Below are 17,127 nucleotides of genomic sequence, written 5' to 3'. Positions count from 1 at the left end.
ATGAAAACTAAGGTATTGATGGTGTGCCTTGGCAACATTTGCAGATCACCGCTTGCCGAGGGAATTTTAAAATCTAAAGTAGACGAATCTCAGGTATTAGTAGATTCTGCTGGAACTGGAGACTACCATATTGATGATTCACCAGATCCTCGATCTATTGCGGTGGCCAAAAAAAATAAGCTGGATATTTCATATCAGCGTGGAAGACAATTTCAAACGGAAGATTTTGACAGGTTTGATCGCATTTATGTAATGGACAATGCCAATTTTAAGGATGTAATTGCCCTGGCCAGAAATGATGACGACAGAGCCAAAGTTCAGCTGATTCTGGATGAAATATTTCCTGCGGAAAACGTAGATGTTCCCGATCCTTATTTTGGAGGAGACCATGGTTTTGAGAATGTATATCAAATGCTTGATGAAGCTTGCGAAAAGATAGCAGCACAACTCAAAGAAGAAAACAGAGCTTAATGGCTGACTTTAAATATTCCGGAAAACTTTACCTTATACCCACTACAATGGGAGCTTCTAACCCAATGCAGGTTTTACCTTTGCAGGTTAAGGAAATGGTCGAAAATTTGAATATTTTCATTGCGGAAAATGAAAAAACAGCCCGAAGGCATATAAAGCAACTAGTTCCCGAGAAACAACAATCATTACTTCAATTTTATCATCTTAATAAATTTACCGAACCTTCAGAAATCCCTTCTTTTTTAAACCTATGCAAAGAAGGATATGACATGGGGCTGTTAAGTGAAGCAGGTTGCCCAGGGGTGGCAGATCCCGGTGCCGAAATTGTAAGGCTAGCGCACCGTGAAGGCATCCAGGTAATCCCTTTGGTTGGCCCCTCTTCAATTTTACTGGCTATGATGGGCAGTGGAATGAATGGTCAACGATTTACCTTCAATGGTTATTTACCCATAGATAAAAAAGAAAGAAAAAAAGAGATAAAAGATCTGGAGCGGCTTTCATTTGATAAAAAGGAGGCTCAAATTTTCATTGAAACTCCTTATCGAAATAACAAATTGTTAGAGGATTTCCTTCAACTACTAAATCCGGTAACCCAGCTTTGTGTGGCATGTGATCTAACTCTGCCCACGGAATTCATTCTGACCAAACCAGTTTCCCAATGGGGTAAAATAAAAACAGACCTCCATAAGAGGCCTGCAATTTTTATCTTTCAGAAAGAATATTAAGCTCTAAAAGCTTCAATATCTACCCTTGGGTTTTGTTCAGGTTTTACAAAGGAAGTATCATAACCTTGGAATTTCCTCATATAATTTCTTATTGAAGTTCCAAAAGCATCACTAAAGGATTGTGCCCCCCAGCTCCTAAGGTATTTTTTGACACTCCCTGGCCCCGCCAGATGCGCAGCAGCAAGAATACCAGATTCCGTCACTTTTACACCGTTAATTACCTGACCTTCAAACCGGGCAATATCACGAATCAAAATCCATTTGTTTCTGGAAGCATTCGTATAAAAAGCAGCTTCCTGAAGTCGTGGCGAATTAAGGAATTCTCCACCATTGTAAATGCCAAGTAATTCCAGGGTGCCAATACCAAACTGGTATTTTCCCATATAACCAAAATCATTAATCGTTTTATAATTTCCGCGTGATTCTTTAAAACCCAGCGCTTCTTTAAAACCAACATAGGACTTTCCTAGTTTTGGTAATGCCCTCTCAAGGCTTTGATCCCTGACTATTTCGCTTTCCTCTAAAAGGGCTACGGTATAGTTTAGATCAAGGTTGGAAGTCGAATAACCTTCAATTTCCAGATTTGCTGCTTCTCTAGTTGAAAAACTGAAAAACATGCAGCCTGCGATTACAGGCAAGATTGAAAATTTTGCAACTTTCTTTCTCATTACATTAAATTTATGAAGAGCTATTGGCAAGGTCAAAATGTTAGACTTTAGCCCTCTTCAATTTTGCCGTGCAAATGTACAACAATTTTTAAAAATCTGAAATACAATGTGTTAACTAATTTATAAAGTTTTAAAAAAGCTTAACATGGCTCTAAGAAAGCTTAAGCAATGACCTTAACACGTTACCCAGGTGAGAAATGAAACTTTTTTTACTACCTATTTATACCCTGCTCATTAATCCATCGCACATATTCCTGTTTATTTCTGTTATGTTGCGATAAGGTTTTAGCAAACTTGTGATAGCCAAAATTTTCAACATTGGCTACAAAATAGAAGTAATCATGATTTTCATAATTAAGTACCGCGTTAATTGCAGAAATGTCTGGCATAAATATAGGCCCGGGAGGCAATTCTTTATTCATATAGGTATTATAAGGAGATTCAATTTCTAAATCCTTATATAGTACTCTTTTTATGATCGTATCCCATTGTTTAGTAGTGTGCTTCAATGCATAAATAACCGTAGGATCGGCTTCCAGTTTCCATCCGTTTTTATACCGGTTCATATAAACTCCGGCCACCTTAGGACGTTCATCTATTTTTACTGTTTCTTTATGAACGATGGAAGCCAAGGTTGAAACTTCTTTAGGATTCAACCCTATCTCTTTAGCCTTTTCCTTTTTTTCTTCCGTCCAAAAACGCTCATATTCACGTTTCATGCGGCTTCTAAATTCCTTAGCAGAAGTATTCCAGTACAGTTCATATTGGTTAGGAATATACATCGCCAAAGCTTCTGCCTGGGTAAAGTTGTTTTCAGCTAAAAATTCCTCATCCTTAAAGGCTTTAATTAATGCCGTACTGTCGGCTTCAATTTGACTGCCAATTCTTCCAGCGAGATCCTCTAAACGCTCCTGATTATTAAAAGTGACCTTCACGGGAATATTACCACTACGAAGCGCATTTACCAATTGGTTGTTATTCATACCAGCCTTTATGAGATACCTACCGGGTTGAATGTTCGAGGCATAGCCTTTTTTCCTGGCGACCAGGTCAAAAGATTCCATATTTTCAACATAAGGCTGAAGACTATCTATTACTGCCTTATAATCGGATCCCGTAGCTACGTAAACCATTTTTTCTTCTTCAGAGAAACTCGTGTTTGCCGAAAATATACTTGTATAGATGTAATAGCTAAAAACAGAAAGGGCAATAAGGCCTAGAATAGTAATAGCCAGCAGAATTTTTTTAATGTACATTACTTATTGATCAGTTGATATAGAATTTCATCTTTAAACCGGCCATTTACATAGGTCCAGTCTTTTTTAACCCCTACTCTTTTGAAGCTCAGGTTTTCGAATAGTTTTACACTGGTTTCATTTCCTTCGGTAATATTGGCATAAACCTGATGCATCGCTAAGTGTTTGAAACAGTAATTACAAATAAGTTTTAAGGTCTCTGCACCATAACCCTTTCCGCGTTCTGAAGCATCAGCAATAAGAATTCCCAGGGCTGCTCGCCTGTCTTTTGGTTCAAAATCGAAGACGTCTATAAGTCCTATTTCTTTATCCTGCAGATCGCAAATTACCAAACGTAGCTGCTTCACATCATAGATATCACGATGTGCATTTTCCAGGTACTGTTTAATCATAAACCGGGAATAAGGTGTTTGCGTAGCACTTACCTCCCAAAAATCCTCGGTATTCTCCACCGAATGAACAAAATCGAGATCTTCCGGTTCCAGGGCTCGCAGATAAACCTTATCTCCTTTTAGACTTAGCATACTATTTCTCCTTTAAAAACTTGCATGGCCGGACCGGTTAACCAAACATCGGTGTAAATTTCGCTTTCTTTTTTGAAAGAAACCGACAATTCCCCTCCGGGCACAATAAGTTTTATTGTATTGGCATTTGCCTTACCCGAAGCGTGTGCTGCTAAAGCTACGGCAGTAACTCCGGTTCCGCAAGAAAGAGTTTCATCCTCCACTCCTCTTTCGTAAGTGCGCACAAGAAAAGTATTTTCCTCCTGCAGATCCACAAAATTCACATTAGTTCCACCATTAGCAACATAATCCTTAGAATACCGAATCGCTGCTCCTTCTTTCTTCACATCAAGATCGGCAATGTTTTTAGTAAAAATCACATGATGGGGAGATCCCGTATTTAAAAATGCACTATTTCCCAATTGCTTAATTTCTGAAATATTCTGCATTTGTAAACTTACCTGGTCATTCTTAATTGTAGCCTTATGTGGTCCGTCTATCGCAGTAAAAGTAGCTTCATTTTCAATAATGCCAAGGAATTTTGCAAAAGCAACCAGACAACGACCACCATTACCACACATAGAGCTCTGGTTTCCATCTGCATTAAAGTAAACCATTTTAAAATCATCTCCTTCTATTTCGGGATTTTCCAAAAGTATAAGTCCGTCACCTCCAATACCAAATTTACGATCGCAAAGCATTTTGATAATTCTGGTATTGTTTTTGGATAATACCTCTTGACGATTATCTATCATTACAAAATCGTTTCCGGTACCTTGATATTTATAAAATGGAATTTTCATAACTTAAATTTTCAGGGCTACAAAGATACTATAAATAACACGATTTTCAGGGGTGTTAAATGGTCGTTAAAGTTAAAAACATAGCATACTAATATTATAATTTTAAAGTTGAATTATATAAAAATCCGTTGTAAAAAATGAAAAATTTATCAAAATTACTTATTGTTTCCATCCTTGGAGGTGCGTTGACATTAGGGAGTTATAAAATCTTTTTTGAGCAAGAAGTTCCCTCAGGTTTACCTCCCGTTGCATCTAATACAAACCCATCCAATTCTACTGCTCAAGTTATTCCTGCGAGTTATACCGGGAATGTTTACGGGACCAATGCCGATTTCACTGAAGCAGCAGAAAAGACGGTAAATGGAGTTGTTCACGTAAAGAACGTTGCCGTATTTAAAGGCCCGCGTACTATGAGAGACCTTATTTATGGTAATAACAGCAGTGAAAAAGCTCTTCAGGGTGCAGGTTCCGGAGTGATTATTTCTCCAGATGGGTATATTGTAACAAATAACCACGTGATCAAAGGGGCTAGCGAGATTGAAGTTACTTTGAACAATAACAAAACCTATACTGCTGAAGTTGTAGGTGCCGATGAAATCTCAGACATCGCTTTATTAAAAATAGATGCTGAAGGATTAGATTATATTCCCTTTGGAGATTCAGATAATGTAAAACTTGGGGAGTGGGTTTTGGCAGTTGGAAATCCATTCAATTTAAAATCAACAGTGACGGCCGGAATCATCAGTGCTACTGCTAGAGATTTGAATACCTATGATGCCACACCGCAATCTTTTATTCAAACCGATGCCGCAATTAATCCGGGGAACAGTGGGGGTGCTTTGGTGAATATAAACGGAGAACTCGTAGGGATAAATACCGCAATCACCTCTCAAACCGGAAGTTATGTCGGATATGCTTTTGCCGTACCTTCTAACAATACCCGAAAAATTGTGGAAGACATTATGGAATTTGGCGATGTTCAAAAAGGAATTCTTGGAATCAGGGGAGGTAGTGTCAATCAAGAATCCATCGAGGAACTCAATTTACAAACTTCACAAGGTGTCCTTGTAGCTGAAGTTACAGAAGGCAGTGGCGCAGATAAAGCCGGTCTAAAACCAGGTGATATTATTCGCAGAATAGACGATATAAATATTACCAAATTTTCTGATCTTACAGGATACATCTTTACAAAACGACCCCAGGACAAGGTTTTGGTTACTTACTTAAGAGATGGTAATGAAAAAAAGGTTAGGGTTACTCTTACTAAATTTGAAACCTATATTATTGAACCCATTAAGATTGAAATTACCAATGCAAGCGAAAAAGAACTGGCAGCCCTGAAAGTTGAAAACGGAGTAAAAATCCACCGTACCTTGTCACCACAATTACCGGCCAAGGAACTGGTAGGAACTATTATTACTGCGATAGATAATAAAAACGTATCCAGTGTAAGTGATGTGGAAAGAATTTTTAGGAGCAAGCACCCATCAGAAGATATAGTGATTACTATTGTTGATAGAAACGGCCAAAAACAACGCATAGTTTGGCGTTAAAATTTCAATAAAAAACACCTTAAAACTCCCTTCTTATTAGGGAGTTTTTTTATGCAGAATTTTCTTTACGAAAACGTTTGAAATATATATTTTTGCCCCATTATTAAAACAACACAAACCACACATGAGCTTTAATAACGTTTACGAAAAGGAACTTTCTTTTCAAGCAAATCGGCGCAAAGCGACCGTAGAATTCATTAATATAATAAGCGACCTCTGGTATGATAAATCTATCGAGCTAGTCTTATTTAGAAATCAATTGCTCAACCGAAATGTGAGTGATATTTTAAACCTTCACGAATATGCCGGGGAATTTGTAGAAAAACCAATTTCAATATTTGACTCGGTTGAAATCGCCAAAGCGATCCAGGACATGGATTTACCTCCCGCAAAGCTTGATATAGGAAAACTAACTTACGAATACCACTTGGAAGACCAGGGACATTTAAACCCCATGGCTTTTGTTTCCGATAAACTAAGGGACGCTAAGAAATATAATAAAGTTGTGCCCAAAGATGTAGTTCTTTATGGCTTTGGACGTATCGGCCGGTTAGTAGCTAGAGAACTTATGGCCAGAACCGGAAAGGGAAGTCAGTTGCGTTTAAGAGCCATTGTAACGCGAGGATTAGTGGATAAAAATGTTTTGGAAAAACGAGCCTCTTTACTTAAAAACGATTCCATTCACGGAGACTTTTCAGGTACTGTTAGTATTGATGAAAACAATAGCGCACTGATTATTAACGGTACTACTGTAAAAGTAATTTCGGCAGATAAACCTGAAGAGATCGATTATACTAAATTTGGAATTAATAAAGCCCTCATTATAGATAATACCGGTGCCTTCAGGGACAAAGAAGCTTTAAGCAGGCATTTAAAAGCGAAAGGAGCAGCAAAGGTACTGCTTTCGGCTCCAGGAAAAGGCATACCCAATATTGTTCACGGGGTAAATCATAAAGCCCACAACCCGGATAAAATTTCCATATTCTCAGCGGCGTCCTGCACTACAAATGCAATTACCCCAGTTTTAAAAGCCGTTCAGGATACTTTAGGGGTAGTACACGGACACTTGGAAACTATTCACGCATATACAAACGATCAGAACTTGGTAGATAATATGCATAGCAAATATCGCCGTGGTCGTGCTGCGGCCCTTAATATGGTAATTACCGAAACCGGTGCTGGAAAAGCTGTAGCTAAAGCGCTGCCAGTTTTTGAAGGAAAGTTAACTTCCAATGCCATTAGAGTTCCAGTACCCAACGGTTCACTTGCTATATTAAATCTTGAAATTGAAGGTCAAACTACCGTTGAAGGGGTCAATAGTATTTTAAAGAAATATGCTCTAGAAGGGGAACTTGTCGAACAAATCAGGTACTCGATAGATAATGAGTTGGTATCCTCGGATATAGTAGGTTCAAATGCCCCTGCTATCTATGATAGTAAAGCGACTATAGTTTCAGCAGACGGCAAGAATGTTATTTTATATATCTGGTATGATAACGAGTTCGGTTACAGTCACCAATTAATAAGATTGGCCAAATATATTGCCAAAGTAAGAAGGTTTACTTATTATTAGAATTTAGCTTTAAACTAAATTACCTGAAAACCCACCAGAATTTGGTGGGTTTTTTACTGAGAATACTTTACATTTGCGCGCTCAAATTATTAATTTAAAGGAATTTAGAGAATTAAATTTAAATTAGTGAGTGCCATTACAATAAGTGAAAAAAGAAGGCGTTCAAGCATATAAATTTCAACCAGAAAAACCCCAAATGATGCGTAAAATTATTTTTTTAAGTCTACTTTTAATTTTTTCAGTCAATGCCTTAAGCGCTCAAGATTCTCTTGCAACCTCTAATTTTATTGAAGATGAATTTGACAATCTCATTGAAGCTTCGAACAATTATCAGGGCTATAAAGTAGTAGATTATGATGCTTTAATAGAATTACGGGATAATACAAAAAGCCATGTTCAGGATCTAAAGAATGAGCTTCAGGAAGAGCAGCGTACTATTTCTCGTCAAAATGAAGAAATCGCAAGTCTTGAAAATCAACTAGCGGAAACTCAGACAAATCTTCAACGTGTAAATGAGGAAAAAGATGCTATAAAGTTTCTCGGGATGCCCTTTAGTAAAGGAAGTTATATGGCTCTAATGTGGGGGATAGTTGGCGTGTTAATCCTGGCCCTATTTTTCTTTATCTATAAGTTTAAAAACTCAAACTCAACTACTAAAGAAGCAAAACATAGATTAAACGAAACCGAAAAGGAGTTTGATCTTTACCGCGCTAAAGCCCTGGAAAAAGAACAACGTTTAGGTCGTATGCTTCAGGATGAAAAGAATAAGTCTAAAGAATAATTCCTGTTCAGCTCAATTAATAATTAGCATCTTTGCAACTTATAAGAAAATATGCGCATAGATATTATTACCGTAGTTCCGGATTTGCTTAAAAGCCCTTTTGAAGCTTCTATTCTCAAAAGAGCCATAGACAATGGGCATGTAGAAATTCATCTTCATAACTTAAGGGATTATGTAACTGACAATTACAAACAAATTGATGACTACCAGTTTGGAGGTGGAGCAGGAATGGTAATGATGGTGGAACCTATAGATAAGTGTATATCACATCTAAAAGGTCAGCGGGATTATGACGAGGTTATATATATGAGCCCTGATGGTGAATCCTTCAACCAAAGAACTGCAAATACACTTTCGCTTAAAGAAAATCTTATTATTCTTTGCGGACATTATAAAGGAGTAGATCAACGGGTACGTGACCATTTTATTTCCAGAGAAATTTCCATTGGGGATTATGTACTTTCCGGGGGTGAACTCGGAGCAGCCGTTGTTTGTGATGCGATCATCAGGCTTATCCCCGGTGTTTTAGGCAATGAGACCTCCGCCCTAACCGATTCCTTTCAGGATAATTTATTGGCTCCTCCGGTTTACACAAGACCAGCAGAATATAAGGGATGGAAGGTTCCAGATATTTTAACTTCCGGCAATTTCCCTAAAATAGAAGCCTGGCGCGAAGAAAAAGCCTACGAACGTACCAAACGCTTAAGGCCTGATCTTTTGGATGAAACAGAAAAATAATTGCGAATTATCAATTGCATTATAAATTAAAATTAATACTTTTGCACTCGTTCTAAAATAACCTCTGGCGAGGTCCGTGCATGTTGTTTTGGATTTACATTAAATAAGAAATTATGGAATCGTTAATTAAGTACGTACAAGACGAATTCGTTGAAAGAAAAGATTTACCTGAATTCTCTGCAGGTGATACCATTACTGTGTATTACGAAATTAAAGAGGGACAGAAAACCCGTACCCAGTTTTTTAAAGGGGTAGTAATTCAGAAAAGAGGAACAGGTGCCTCACAAACCTTTACCATTAGAAAAATGAGTGGTACTGTTGGAGTAGAAAGAATTTTTCCTTTGAACCTTCCAGCAATTCAAAAAATAGAATTGAACAAACGAGGAAAAGTAAGAAGAGCTCGTATTTATTACTTTAGAGAACTTACCGGGAAAAAAGCCCGTATTAAAGAAGCTAAAAGATAGAATGCATCTTATTGAACTTATAAAAGCCTCGAAATTCGAGGCTTTTTTTATATACTAGCTTTACCATACACCCTAGCTTTAATCAACTGTATAACAAAAAGTTAAAAATTTTATTTTACAAATGCTTTGTTGTATATTTAATATGGAGTTTAGTTGAAAGGAATGACAAAAGGATTTCCTATAAATTAAAATCCAGTGTAAAGCCTAAAAATCTTTACATACGGTTTTTATCTTCTATATAACGCTCATATTTTGCCAGGTCAAAAGTAGTTTGAAGGATAAAAACCCCATAGATTCAAAAATATAACTTTAGAAAATTTTATTTTTGGATCATTGAAATAATACACACCGGGATTTTTCCCTTAAAGAATTTCGAAAATTCAGTGAGAACGTATTATTTCAGTAGAAGCCATTTCATTTTAGATACTAAGATGAAGTGGCTTTTTTTTATGCGCTTTTAATATTAATTAACAAGCTTTAATGCAGCTTCAGCTATGATAAAAGCTTGAAAAATATTATATTGCGCAGAGCTCGAACGCCCAATGAAGATTGGGCGTTCCCTGAGTTTAGACTATTTATAATTAATCAGCTATAAAAATCACAAAATGACACAGATTGGAAAGATCATTTATACCAAAACAGATGAAGCTCCGGCTTTAGCTACTTATTCTTTTTATCCTATTGTAAAGTCCTATACCAAAGCGGCTCAAGTAGGCATGGAAACCAAAGATATTTCACTTGCCGGGAGAATTTTATCCCAGTTTCCTCAATACCTTTCAGACGATCAAAAAGTAAGCGACGACTTGGCTGAGCTCGGAGAACTTGCCAAAAAACCGGAAGCTAATATTATAAAACTACCAAATATTAGCGCTTCCATACCGCAGTTAAAAGCAGCAATTCAAGAGCTTCAGGAAAAAGGCTATAAGCTTCCTGATTATCCCGATGAACCAGCTAATGAAGAAGAAAAGAAAATCCAGAAAACTTACGATAAAGTAAAAGGGAGTGCTGTAAACCCAGTGCTTCGTGAAGGTAATTCCGACAGGCGGGCTCCAAAAGCGGTTAAGAATTTCGCGAAAAAGCATCCACATTCTATGGGTAAATGGAGTGCTGATTCCAAAACCCACGTGGCAACCATGAAGGGTGGAGATTTTAAAGCCAATGAAAAATCTTTAACCTTGAATGAAGAAACAGAGGTGAAAATTGAATTCACTTCTAAAAGTGGAGACAAAAAAATACTTAAAGATGAGCTTCATTTACTTAAAGGAGAAGTTATTGATACCAGCTTAATGAGTAAAAATGCACTTCTGCAATTTTTAAGAAATGAGGTAAAAGATGCAAAGGAAAAGGGTGTGCTGTTTTCATTGCATATGAAAGCTACCATGATGAAGGTTTCAGACCCCATTATTTTTGGTCATGCTGTAAAAGTCTTTTTTGAAGATGTTTTTAAGGAATATGGCGAGGAACTAAAGGAGGCTGGTGCAGATCCTACCAGCGGACTTGGCGATGTTTTAAATGCCATAGAAAAACTTCCTGAAACTAAAAAAGCTGAGATAGAATCGAAAATTAAAGCTGATATTGAGCAGGGCCCAGATTTGGCTATGGTAAATTCTGATAAGGGAATAACCAATCTTCACGTACCAAGTGATGTGATAATTGATGCCTCGATGCCGGCTATGATCAGAACATCAGGACAAATGTGGAATAAGAATAATGAAACTCAGGATACTAAAGCGGTAATTCCCGACAGTAGTTATGCGCCACTTTACCAGGAAACTATTGAATTCTGTCAAAAGCACGGCGCTTTTGATCCTACTACTATGGGAACTGTTCCCAATGTAGGATTAATGGCTCAAAAAGCTGAAGAATATGGCTCCCACGATAAGACATTTGAAATTCCTGCTGCTGGAACTGTTCGTGTAGTTGATAATAAGGGGAAGGTTTTAACCGAGCATGAAGTTGAAGAAGGCGATATCTGGAGAATGTGCCAGGTAAAAGATGCACCGGTACAAGATTGGGTTAAATTAGCTGTGAACAGAGCAAAAGCCACTGGATGGCCAACTATTTTCTGGTTAGACAAGAACCGTGCTCACGATGCCGAATTAATAAAAAAGGTAAATAAATATCTTGCAGATTATGATACTGACGGTTTAGATATCAAAATAATGTCTGTAGCCGAAGCAACCAAATTTACTTTGGAACGCGTAAAAGCCGGAGAAAATACAATTTCGGTAACAGGGAATGTCTTAAGAGATTACCTTACCGACCTTTTCCCTATTTTGGAAGTTGGAACAAGTGCAAAAATGCTTTCTATCGTTCCTCTTATGAATGGTGGTGGATTATTTGAAACCGGTGCTGGTGGATCTGCTCCCAAACACGTACAGCAATTCTTAGAAGAAGGACACCTGCGTTGGGATTCTCTAGGTGAGTTTCTGGCACTTGCCGCTTCTTTGGAACATTTAGGTGAGAAATATGAAAATAAAAAGGCTCTTATACTTTCGGAAGCACTAGATGAAGCAACTAATAAATTTTTAGAAAAAAGTAAATCGCCATCAAGGAAAGTAAACGAATTAGATAACCGCGGTAGTCATTTTTATTTAGCACTATATTGGGCACAAGCTTTAGCTTCTCAGGATAAAGACACCGATTTAAAAGCACACTTTACCACAATCGCTTCAAAACTGGAAGAAAATGAGCAACAGATCAATAAGGAATTAATCGACGCTCAAGGATCTTCTGTAGATATTGGAGGATACTTCAAGCCGGATGAAGATCTTACTTCTAAAGCTATGAGACCGAGTAAACTATTGAATGAAATTATTGGATAAATAAGTTCCAATTGAATTATTTTTATAGCCGGGAAATATCTCCCGGCTTTATTTTTTTCTTATGGCAAAGGTTTCCATTATAATACCAACTTTTAATCGGGCTCATATTATAGCTGAGACCTTGGACTCCATACAAAATCAAACTTTCCAAAATTGGGAATGTATAATCATTGATGATGGATCCCAGGATAACACCTCTGAGTTAATAGGAAAATATGTAGAGACAGATCAAAGGTTTCACTATATTCTTAGAAAGGAATATCAAAAAAAAGGAGCTTCATCTTGCCGTAATATTGGCCTAAGAAATAGTTCTGGAAAATATATCCAGTTTCTGGATTCAGATGATATTATCGAAAATAATAAACTTGCAAAACAAGTTGAAATCCTAGATAAAAAAAAATCATTAACCTTTAGCACTTGCAAATGGGGAAGAATAAGTAACAGTGGTGAGATAAAAATCAAACATCAATCCTTATCAACCTATTTTTCAACATCCCGACCTTTCGAATTATTAAATATATTTGGTAACTGTGCAACCTATTTGCCGATTCATACTTTTCTTTTTCATAAAGATTTAATCAATACCTCTGGATATTGGAATGAAACCTTAACTAATAATGATGATGGAGAATTTATAACACGAATTTGTATAAATAGTGAAGGCATGTACTTCACTTCCGAGACTATAGTTTATTACAGGACTGGAGAACAAAATAGATTGAGTAATTTAAATGAATCAAAGAATATTTCAAGTTTCATAGAGGCATGGAATATTATCGATAAGACAATTTATTCTCATACATCAATTAAAAACCACACTTCCGTCAAGAATGCCAAAAGAGATCTATATCTCAAACTTTCTTCAAAAAATATTTTAACCAAGCAACAGAAAGCTTTTTGTAAAAATAGAAGATTATATGTTTCAAGTCTACTATTAAAAGTCCTTACTAAACTAAGGTTATGGAAGTTACTAAGGAAATTTTCATTTTAAGTACAAAATGACTTCAACATTTCTTAATAATGGAATTAAGTTTTTAATTAATTAGCTTCTACACTATATTTACTTAAAAAATTGAAATTTAATCTTTCTGCCCTCCTTTTATTGTTTTTCCTAATTTTCAGTTTAGGCTTAGAAGCACAAGAAACCTATACTTTAAATGGAATCATAACCAATGCATCAAGTAATGAAACTTTAATCGGCGTCAATATTATAATTCCTGAAGAAAAAAAAGGTGTGATCACCAATGAATATGGTTTCTATTCCATTAAATTACCAGAAGGCACTCATATTGTTGAAATTTCCTATCTCGGTTTTGAAAGTTTAAGAAAGGAAATTACGATCACTCAAGACACTACCTTAGATGCAGCCCTAAGTGAAAGCTCCGAAAACTTAGAAGAAGTAGTTATTAAATCCAATACGGAAGGTTTAAATATTAAAAGTCCTGAAATGAGCGTCAACAAACTCTCTATTAACACGATACAAAAGTTACCGGTTGTTTTTGGCGAAGTTGATATTATAAAATCATTACTGCTCCTACCGGGTGTTTCGAACGCCGGCGAAGGTGCTTCCGGGTTTAATGTTCGAGGGGGTGCAGTAGATCAAAACCTTATTTTACTTGATGAAGCAACTATTTTTAACTCTTCTCACCTATTTGGTTTCTTTTCGGTCTTTAATCCGGATGCTGTAAAAAATATAAAACTGTATAAGGGCGGTATTCCTGCAAAATATGGTGGAAGGGTTTCTTCAGTACTGGATATTTATCAAAGGGATGGTAATAGCAAAGAATTTGAAGCCCAGGGCGGCATTGGAATTATCTCCAGCAGATTACTGGCAGAAGGCCCCATTGTTTTAGATAAAGGTTCCTTTCTGGTTGCCGGCAGAAGCTCCTATGCACATTTATTCCTGAAGCTGGCTGATAATCCGAATTCAGCATACTTCTATGATCTTAATACAAAATTGACATACACAATTAATGAGAAGAATAAATTATTGTTCTCTGGATATTTTGGCCGTGATGTTTTTGATATTAATCAAAACTTTCTAAATACCTACGGAAATTCTGTCTTCAACCTTAGATGGAATCACCTAATTTCAGATGAAATTTTCACGAACCTATCACTTATCTACAGTGATTATTATTACGGGCTTACCTTAAACTTCGTTGGCTTCAACTGGGATAGTGGTATAAAAAATCTGAATATTAAATATGATTTTAACCACTATTTAAACGATGCTTTTCAATTGGAGTATGGGATGCACAATACCTATTACGAATTTAACCCGGGTGAAATCGCTCCGGTAGACGAAAACTCCGGAATAAATTATTTTAAGCTCACTAATAAATATGCCCTGGAGAATGCCAATTACTTTTCTGTGGAGCATAAAATATCCGATAGAATTACAGCCCAATATGGATTACGATTTAGCAATTTTTTTAGGTTGGGGCAGAACAGGCTTAATGAATATCGAAATAATAATCCTATAATTTATAATGCTGCACTGGATATCTACCAGGAAGCAGAACCGATCAGTCAAAGATCCATTTCCAGATCGGAAGTAATAAAAACTTATTCCAATCTGGAACCCCGCCTTGCTTTAGCATATAATTTTAATGACCATCAATCTGTGAAAGCCAGTTATAACAGAATGGCACAATATCTCCATTTGATTTCCAATACTAGCTCCCCTACCCCACTAGATGTTTGGGCTCCAAGCGGACCCTTTATTAAACCACAAATTCTAGATCAATTTGCTTTAGGATATTTTCGCAATTTCCAGAAAGGAAAATATTCCCTGGAAACTGAAATCTTCTACAAGGATATCAAAAACCGGATCGATTATGTAAATGGTGCAAATCTTATTGCAAATAACAATATCGAAACTATAATTCTAAATGGTAAAACCAGGGCCTATGGGTTAGAATTTTTAGCCAAAAAAAATGAAGGATCTCTAACGGGCTGGGTTGCTTATACCCTATCAAGATCTGAACAACAAACCCCTGGTAGAACTCCAATAGAAAGTGGGATAAATAATGGAAAATGGTATGCCACAAATTATGATAAAACGCACGATATTAGCATCACCGCAACTTACGATTATAACAAAAAATGGGATTTCAGCGCTAATTTCGCATTTCAAACTGGGTTACCGGTCACCTATCCTACTGGACAATATAATTTTAACGGGATAAGTATTCCGGTTTATGGGGATAGGAATAGCAATAGATTACCAGCCTACCACAGGCTGGACCTTTCAGCCACTTATATTCCTAAACCCGAGAAACAAGATGGTTTTAGATCTTCCTGGAATTTTGGTATTTACAACATATATAACCGGAAAAACGCAAACTCCATTAGTTTTAGAGAGAATGATGATACGGGGAGAAATGAGGCCGCTAAATTAAGTTTATTTGGAATTATACCATCAGTAACCTTTAATTTCGAATTTTAAGATGAAAAATTTAAATATTCTATTACTATTATTTTCGGCTATTAGTTTATCTTCTTGTGAAGAAGTCATAGAATTAGATCTTAAGGAGAGTAAACCCAGGTTAGTAATAGACGCGTCTTTAATCTGGTATTTAGATACTTCAGGAAATAATCAGGAAATTATATTATCCAAAACAACAGGGTTCTATGAGGAAGAAATTAACCCCGTAACTGATGCGGAAGTTGTTGTTGAAACCATTAATGGAGAACGATTTATCTTCACACATCAGGAGCAAGGCATTTATACAAACACTAATTTTAATCCGGTATTTGAAAAAGACTATACTTTAGAAATTATTTATCAGGATGAAATCTATACTTCCAGTTCAAGTTTTGTGCCGGCATCCGGAATTGATTATATAGCGCAAAATAGCGAAGGTGGTTTCACAAGAGAAGATTTGGAAGTAGAAGTATATTTCACCGACCCGGTTGATGAAAATAATTTTTATCTCTTTAACTTTCGTAATATTTCTGAATCAAAAATATCACTGGAAATATATGAAGATGAATTTACCAATGGAAACCAGGTTTCAGTATCGTATTCCAATGAAGAATTAATGGAAAATGATGAAATTCATATTACTATGGAAGGTATTTCACCAGCCTTCTACCAGTACTTATTCATTCTTCGTTCTCAAGGGGGTAATAATGGTGGGGGACCTTTCCAGTCTCAACCTGCAACTGTTAAAGGAAATATAGTGAATGAAACTAATCCGGAAAATTATCCTTTTGGGTATTTTAGACTTTCACAAGCCGATTCAACTACTTATATTGTACAATAAGGAAAAAATGAAACATACTAATAAAGAAATATTGGGCAAAGGAATTAAGTATTTGGCTTTTGCAATACCTCTGATATTAATAGGCCCTTCGGTGCTTTTCACTGCGTTCAACAATCAGAATCATCCCTATTATATTCCGGTTTTAATAATTGGAATACTTGCCCTGATTGCTGCTATATTTTTATTATTCAAAGGAATAATGACAGTGGTAAAAGCAGTTTTTGATTAATATCAAACATTTTTATTTCAAAAGCAGATAGCTTTAATACCAGGAGTTTCAGTGTAAGGATATAATAAAACGCCATGGTCCTTTTGGGGATGGCCATCTTTAACTTTTTAAGCTACTTCTATAACATTTTACAGCCCTCACTTTAGGGCAAAAAAAAAGACCCTTACAGTTAAACTGTAAGGGTCTTTAAAAAAAAGGCGGTGACATACTCTCCCACAAATAGCAGTACCATCTGCGCTAACGGGCTTAACTTCTCTGTTCGGAATG

Annotated in this window: 16 protein-coding genes; 12 read left to right on the top strand and 4 right to left on the bottom strand. The window is 36.4% G+C overall.

The features are described from left to right. Complete coding sequence (locus DET49_RS07230) at nucleotides 1–471, top strand: low molecular weight protein-tyrosine-phosphatase (protein ID WP_133547430.1); 471 nt, start codon at nucleotides 1–3, stop codon at nucleotides 469–471. Continuing rightward, nucleotides 471–1,196 carry an SAM-dependent methyltransferase gene (locus DET49_RS07225; protein WP_133547429.1) on the top strand — a complete coding sequence of 242 codons (726 nt, stop codon included), beginning with the start codon at nucleotides 471–473 and terminating at the stop codon, nucleotides 1,194–1,196. Before DET49_RS07230 ends, DET49_RS07225 begins: the two co-directional genes overlap by 1 nt. On the opposite strand, the gene DET49_RS07220 is transcribed toward DET49_RS07225, so the two are convergent. The 4 genes from DET49_RS07220 to dapF all read right to left on the bottom strand — a co-directional run bounded on the left by DET49_RS07220 (nucleotide 1,193) and on the right by dapF (nucleotide 4,426). After that, nucleotides 1,193–1,864, bottom strand: coding sequence for a peptidoglycan-binding protein LysM (locus DET49_RS07220; RefSeq protein ID WP_133547428.1), 672 nt, complete (start codon nucleotides 1,862–1,864; stop codon nucleotides 1,193–1,195). The genes DET49_RS07225 and DET49_RS07220 overlap by 4 nt on opposite strands. 212 nt (nucleotides 1,865–2,076) lie before the next feature. Further along, entirely contained in the window at nucleotides 2,077–3,120 is a 1,044-nt protein-coding gene (gene mltG, locus DET49_RS07215) for an endolytic transglycosylase MltG (protein WP_133547427.1), read from the bottom strand. Then, complete coding sequence (locus DET49_RS07210; RefSeq protein WP_133547426.1) at nucleotides 3,120–3,644, bottom strand: GNAT family N-acetyltransferase; 525 nt, start codon at nucleotides 3,642–3,644, stop codon at nucleotides 3,120–3,122. The genes mltG and DET49_RS07210 overlap by 1 nt, the downstream gene beginning before the upstream one ends. After that, on the bottom strand, nucleotides 3,638–4,426 hold the full coding sequence (gene dapF / locus DET49_RS07205; RefSeq protein WP_133547425.1) for a diaminopimelate epimerase: 789 nt from the start codon (nucleotides 4,424–4,426) through the stop codon (nucleotides 3,638–3,640). The genes DET49_RS07210 and dapF overlap by 7 nt, the downstream gene beginning before the upstream one ends. Before the next feature lie 137 nt (nucleotides 4,427–4,563). Between dapF and DET49_RS07200 the strand changes: the two genes are divergently transcribed. The 10 genes from DET49_RS07200 (at nucleotide 4,564) to DET49_RS07155 (ending at nucleotide 16,860) form a co-directional block, all read left to right on the top strand. Continuing rightward, nucleotides 4,564–5,979, top strand: coding sequence for a trypsin-like peptidase domain-containing protein (locus tag DET49_RS07200; protein ID WP_133547424.1), 1,416 nt, complete (start codon nucleotides 4,564–4,566; stop codon nucleotides 5,977–5,979). Nucleotides 5,980–6,103: 124 nt separating this feature from the next. Further along, nucleotides 6,104–7,552, top strand: coding sequence for a glyceraldehyde-3-phosphate dehydrogenase (locus tag DET49_RS07195; RefSeq protein ID WP_133547423.1), 1,449 nt, complete (start codon nucleotides 6,104–6,106; stop codon nucleotides 7,550–7,552). A 145-nt stretch (nucleotides 7,553–7,697) separates the two neighbouring features. After that, nucleotides 7,698–8,333, top strand: coding sequence for a hypothetical protein (locus DET49_RS07190; RefSeq protein WP_243729567.1), 636 nt, complete (start codon nucleotides 7,698–7,700; stop codon nucleotides 8,331–8,333). A gap of 51 nt (nucleotides 8,334–8,384) precedes the next feature. Next, nucleotides 8,385–9,071: a tRNA (guanosine(37)-N1)-methyltransferase TrmD gene (gene trmD / locus DET49_RS07185; RefSeq protein WP_133547422.1), complete on the top strand. Its 687-nt coding sequence runs from the start codon at nucleotides 8,385–8,387 to the stop codon at nucleotides 9,069–9,071. Between the two features lie 113 nt (nucleotides 9,072–9,184). Next, nucleotides 9,185–9,535 carry a 50S ribosomal protein L19 gene (rplS, locus tag DET49_RS07180; RefSeq protein ID WP_133547421.1) on the top strand — a complete coding sequence of 117 codons (351 nt, stop codon included), beginning with the start codon at nucleotides 9,185–9,187 and terminating at the stop codon, nucleotides 9,533–9,535. Nucleotides 9,536–10,140: 605 nt separating this feature from the next. Further along, on the top strand, nucleotides 10,141–12,360 hold the full coding sequence (locus tag DET49_RS07175; RefSeq protein WP_133547420.1) for an NADP-dependent isocitrate dehydrogenase: 2,220 nt from the start codon (nucleotides 10,141–10,143) through the stop codon (nucleotides 12,358–12,360). Between the two features lie 61 nt (nucleotides 12,361–12,421). Beyond that, nucleotides 12,422–13,351: a glycosyltransferase family 2 protein gene (locus DET49_RS07170; protein ID WP_133547419.1), complete on the top strand. Its 930-nt coding sequence runs from the start codon at nucleotides 12,422–12,424 to the stop codon at nucleotides 13,349–13,351. Between the two features lie 81 nt (nucleotides 13,352–13,432). Further along, nucleotides 13,433–15,811: a TonB-dependent receptor gene (locus DET49_RS07165; RefSeq protein ID WP_243729565.1), complete on the top strand. Its 2,379-nt coding sequence runs from the start codon at nucleotides 13,433–13,435 to the stop codon at nucleotides 15,809–15,811. Nucleotide 15,812: 1 nt separating this feature from the next. Next, nucleotides 15,813–16,631, top strand: coding sequence for a DUF4249 domain-containing protein (locus DET49_RS07160; RefSeq protein WP_133547418.1), 819 nt, complete (start codon nucleotides 15,813–15,815; stop codon nucleotides 16,629–16,631). A gap of 7 nt (nucleotides 16,632–16,638) precedes the next feature. Further along, on the top strand, nucleotides 16,639–16,860 hold the full coding sequence (locus tag DET49_RS07155) for a DUF6095 family protein (RefSeq protein ID WP_133547559.1): 222 nt from the start codon (nucleotides 16,639–16,641) through the stop codon (nucleotides 16,858–16,860). The last annotated feature ends 267 nt before the right edge of the window (nucleotides 16,861–17,127 follow it).

Origin of the sequence: Salegentibacter sp. 24 (assembly GCF_004362395.1) — a bacterium.
GTDB lineage: Bacteria > Bacteroidota > Bacteroidia > Flavobacteriales > Flavobacteriaceae > Salegentibacter.
This window is presented reverse-complemented; position numbering and strand designations above follow the sequence as displayed.

Coding starts and splice junctions, on each gene's coding strand:
- DET49_RS07175 (WP_133547420.1), top strand. CDS start 10,141: ATGACACAGATTGGAAAGATCATTTATACCAAAACAGATGAAGCTCCG.
- DET49_RS07195 (WP_133547423.1), top strand. CDS start 6,104: ATGAGCTTTAATAACGTTTACGAAAAGGAACTTTCTTTTCAAGCAAAT.
- DET49_RS07210 (WP_133547426.1), bottom strand. CDS start 3,644: ATGCTAAGTCTAAAAGGAGATAAGGTTTATCTGCGAGCCCTGGAACCG.
- DET49_RS07155 (WP_133547559.1), top strand. CDS start 16,639: ATGAAACATACTAATAAAGAAATATTGGGCAAAGGAATTAAGTATTTG.
- DET49_RS07225 (WP_133547429.1), top strand. CDS start 471: ATGGCTGACTTTAAATATTCCGGAAAACTTTACCTTATACCCACTACA.
- dapF (WP_133547425.1), bottom strand. CDS start 4,426: ATGAAAATTCCATTTTATAAATATCAAGGTACCGGAAACGATTTTGTA.
- trmD (WP_133547422.1), top strand. CDS start 8,385: ATGCGCATAGATATTATTACCGTAGTTCCGGATTTGCTTAAAAGCCCT.
- rplS (WP_133547421.1), top strand. CDS start 9,185: ATGGAATCGTTAATTAAGTACGTACAAGACGAATTCGTTGAAAGAAAA.
- mltG (WP_133547427.1), bottom strand. CDS start 3,120: ATGTACATTAAAAAAATTCTGCTGGCTATTACTATTCTAGGCCTTATT.
- DET49_RS07230 (WP_133547430.1), top strand. CDS start 1: ATGAAAACTAAGGTATTGATGGTGTGCCTTGGCAACATTTGCAGATCA.
- DET49_RS07160 (WP_133547418.1), top strand. CDS start 15,813: ATGAAAAATTTAAATATTCTATTACTATTATTTTCGGCTATTAGTTTA.
- DET49_RS07170 (WP_133547419.1), top strand. CDS start 12,422: ATGGCAAAGGTTTCCATTATAATACCAACTTTTAATCGGGCTCATATT.
- DET49_RS07220 (WP_133547428.1), bottom strand. CDS start 1,864: ATGAGAAAGAAAGTTGCAAAATTTTCAATCTTGCCTGTAATCGCAGGC.
- DET49_RS07200 (WP_133547424.1), top strand. CDS start 4,564: ATGAAAAATTTATCAAAATTACTTATTGTTTCCATCCTTGGAGGTGCG.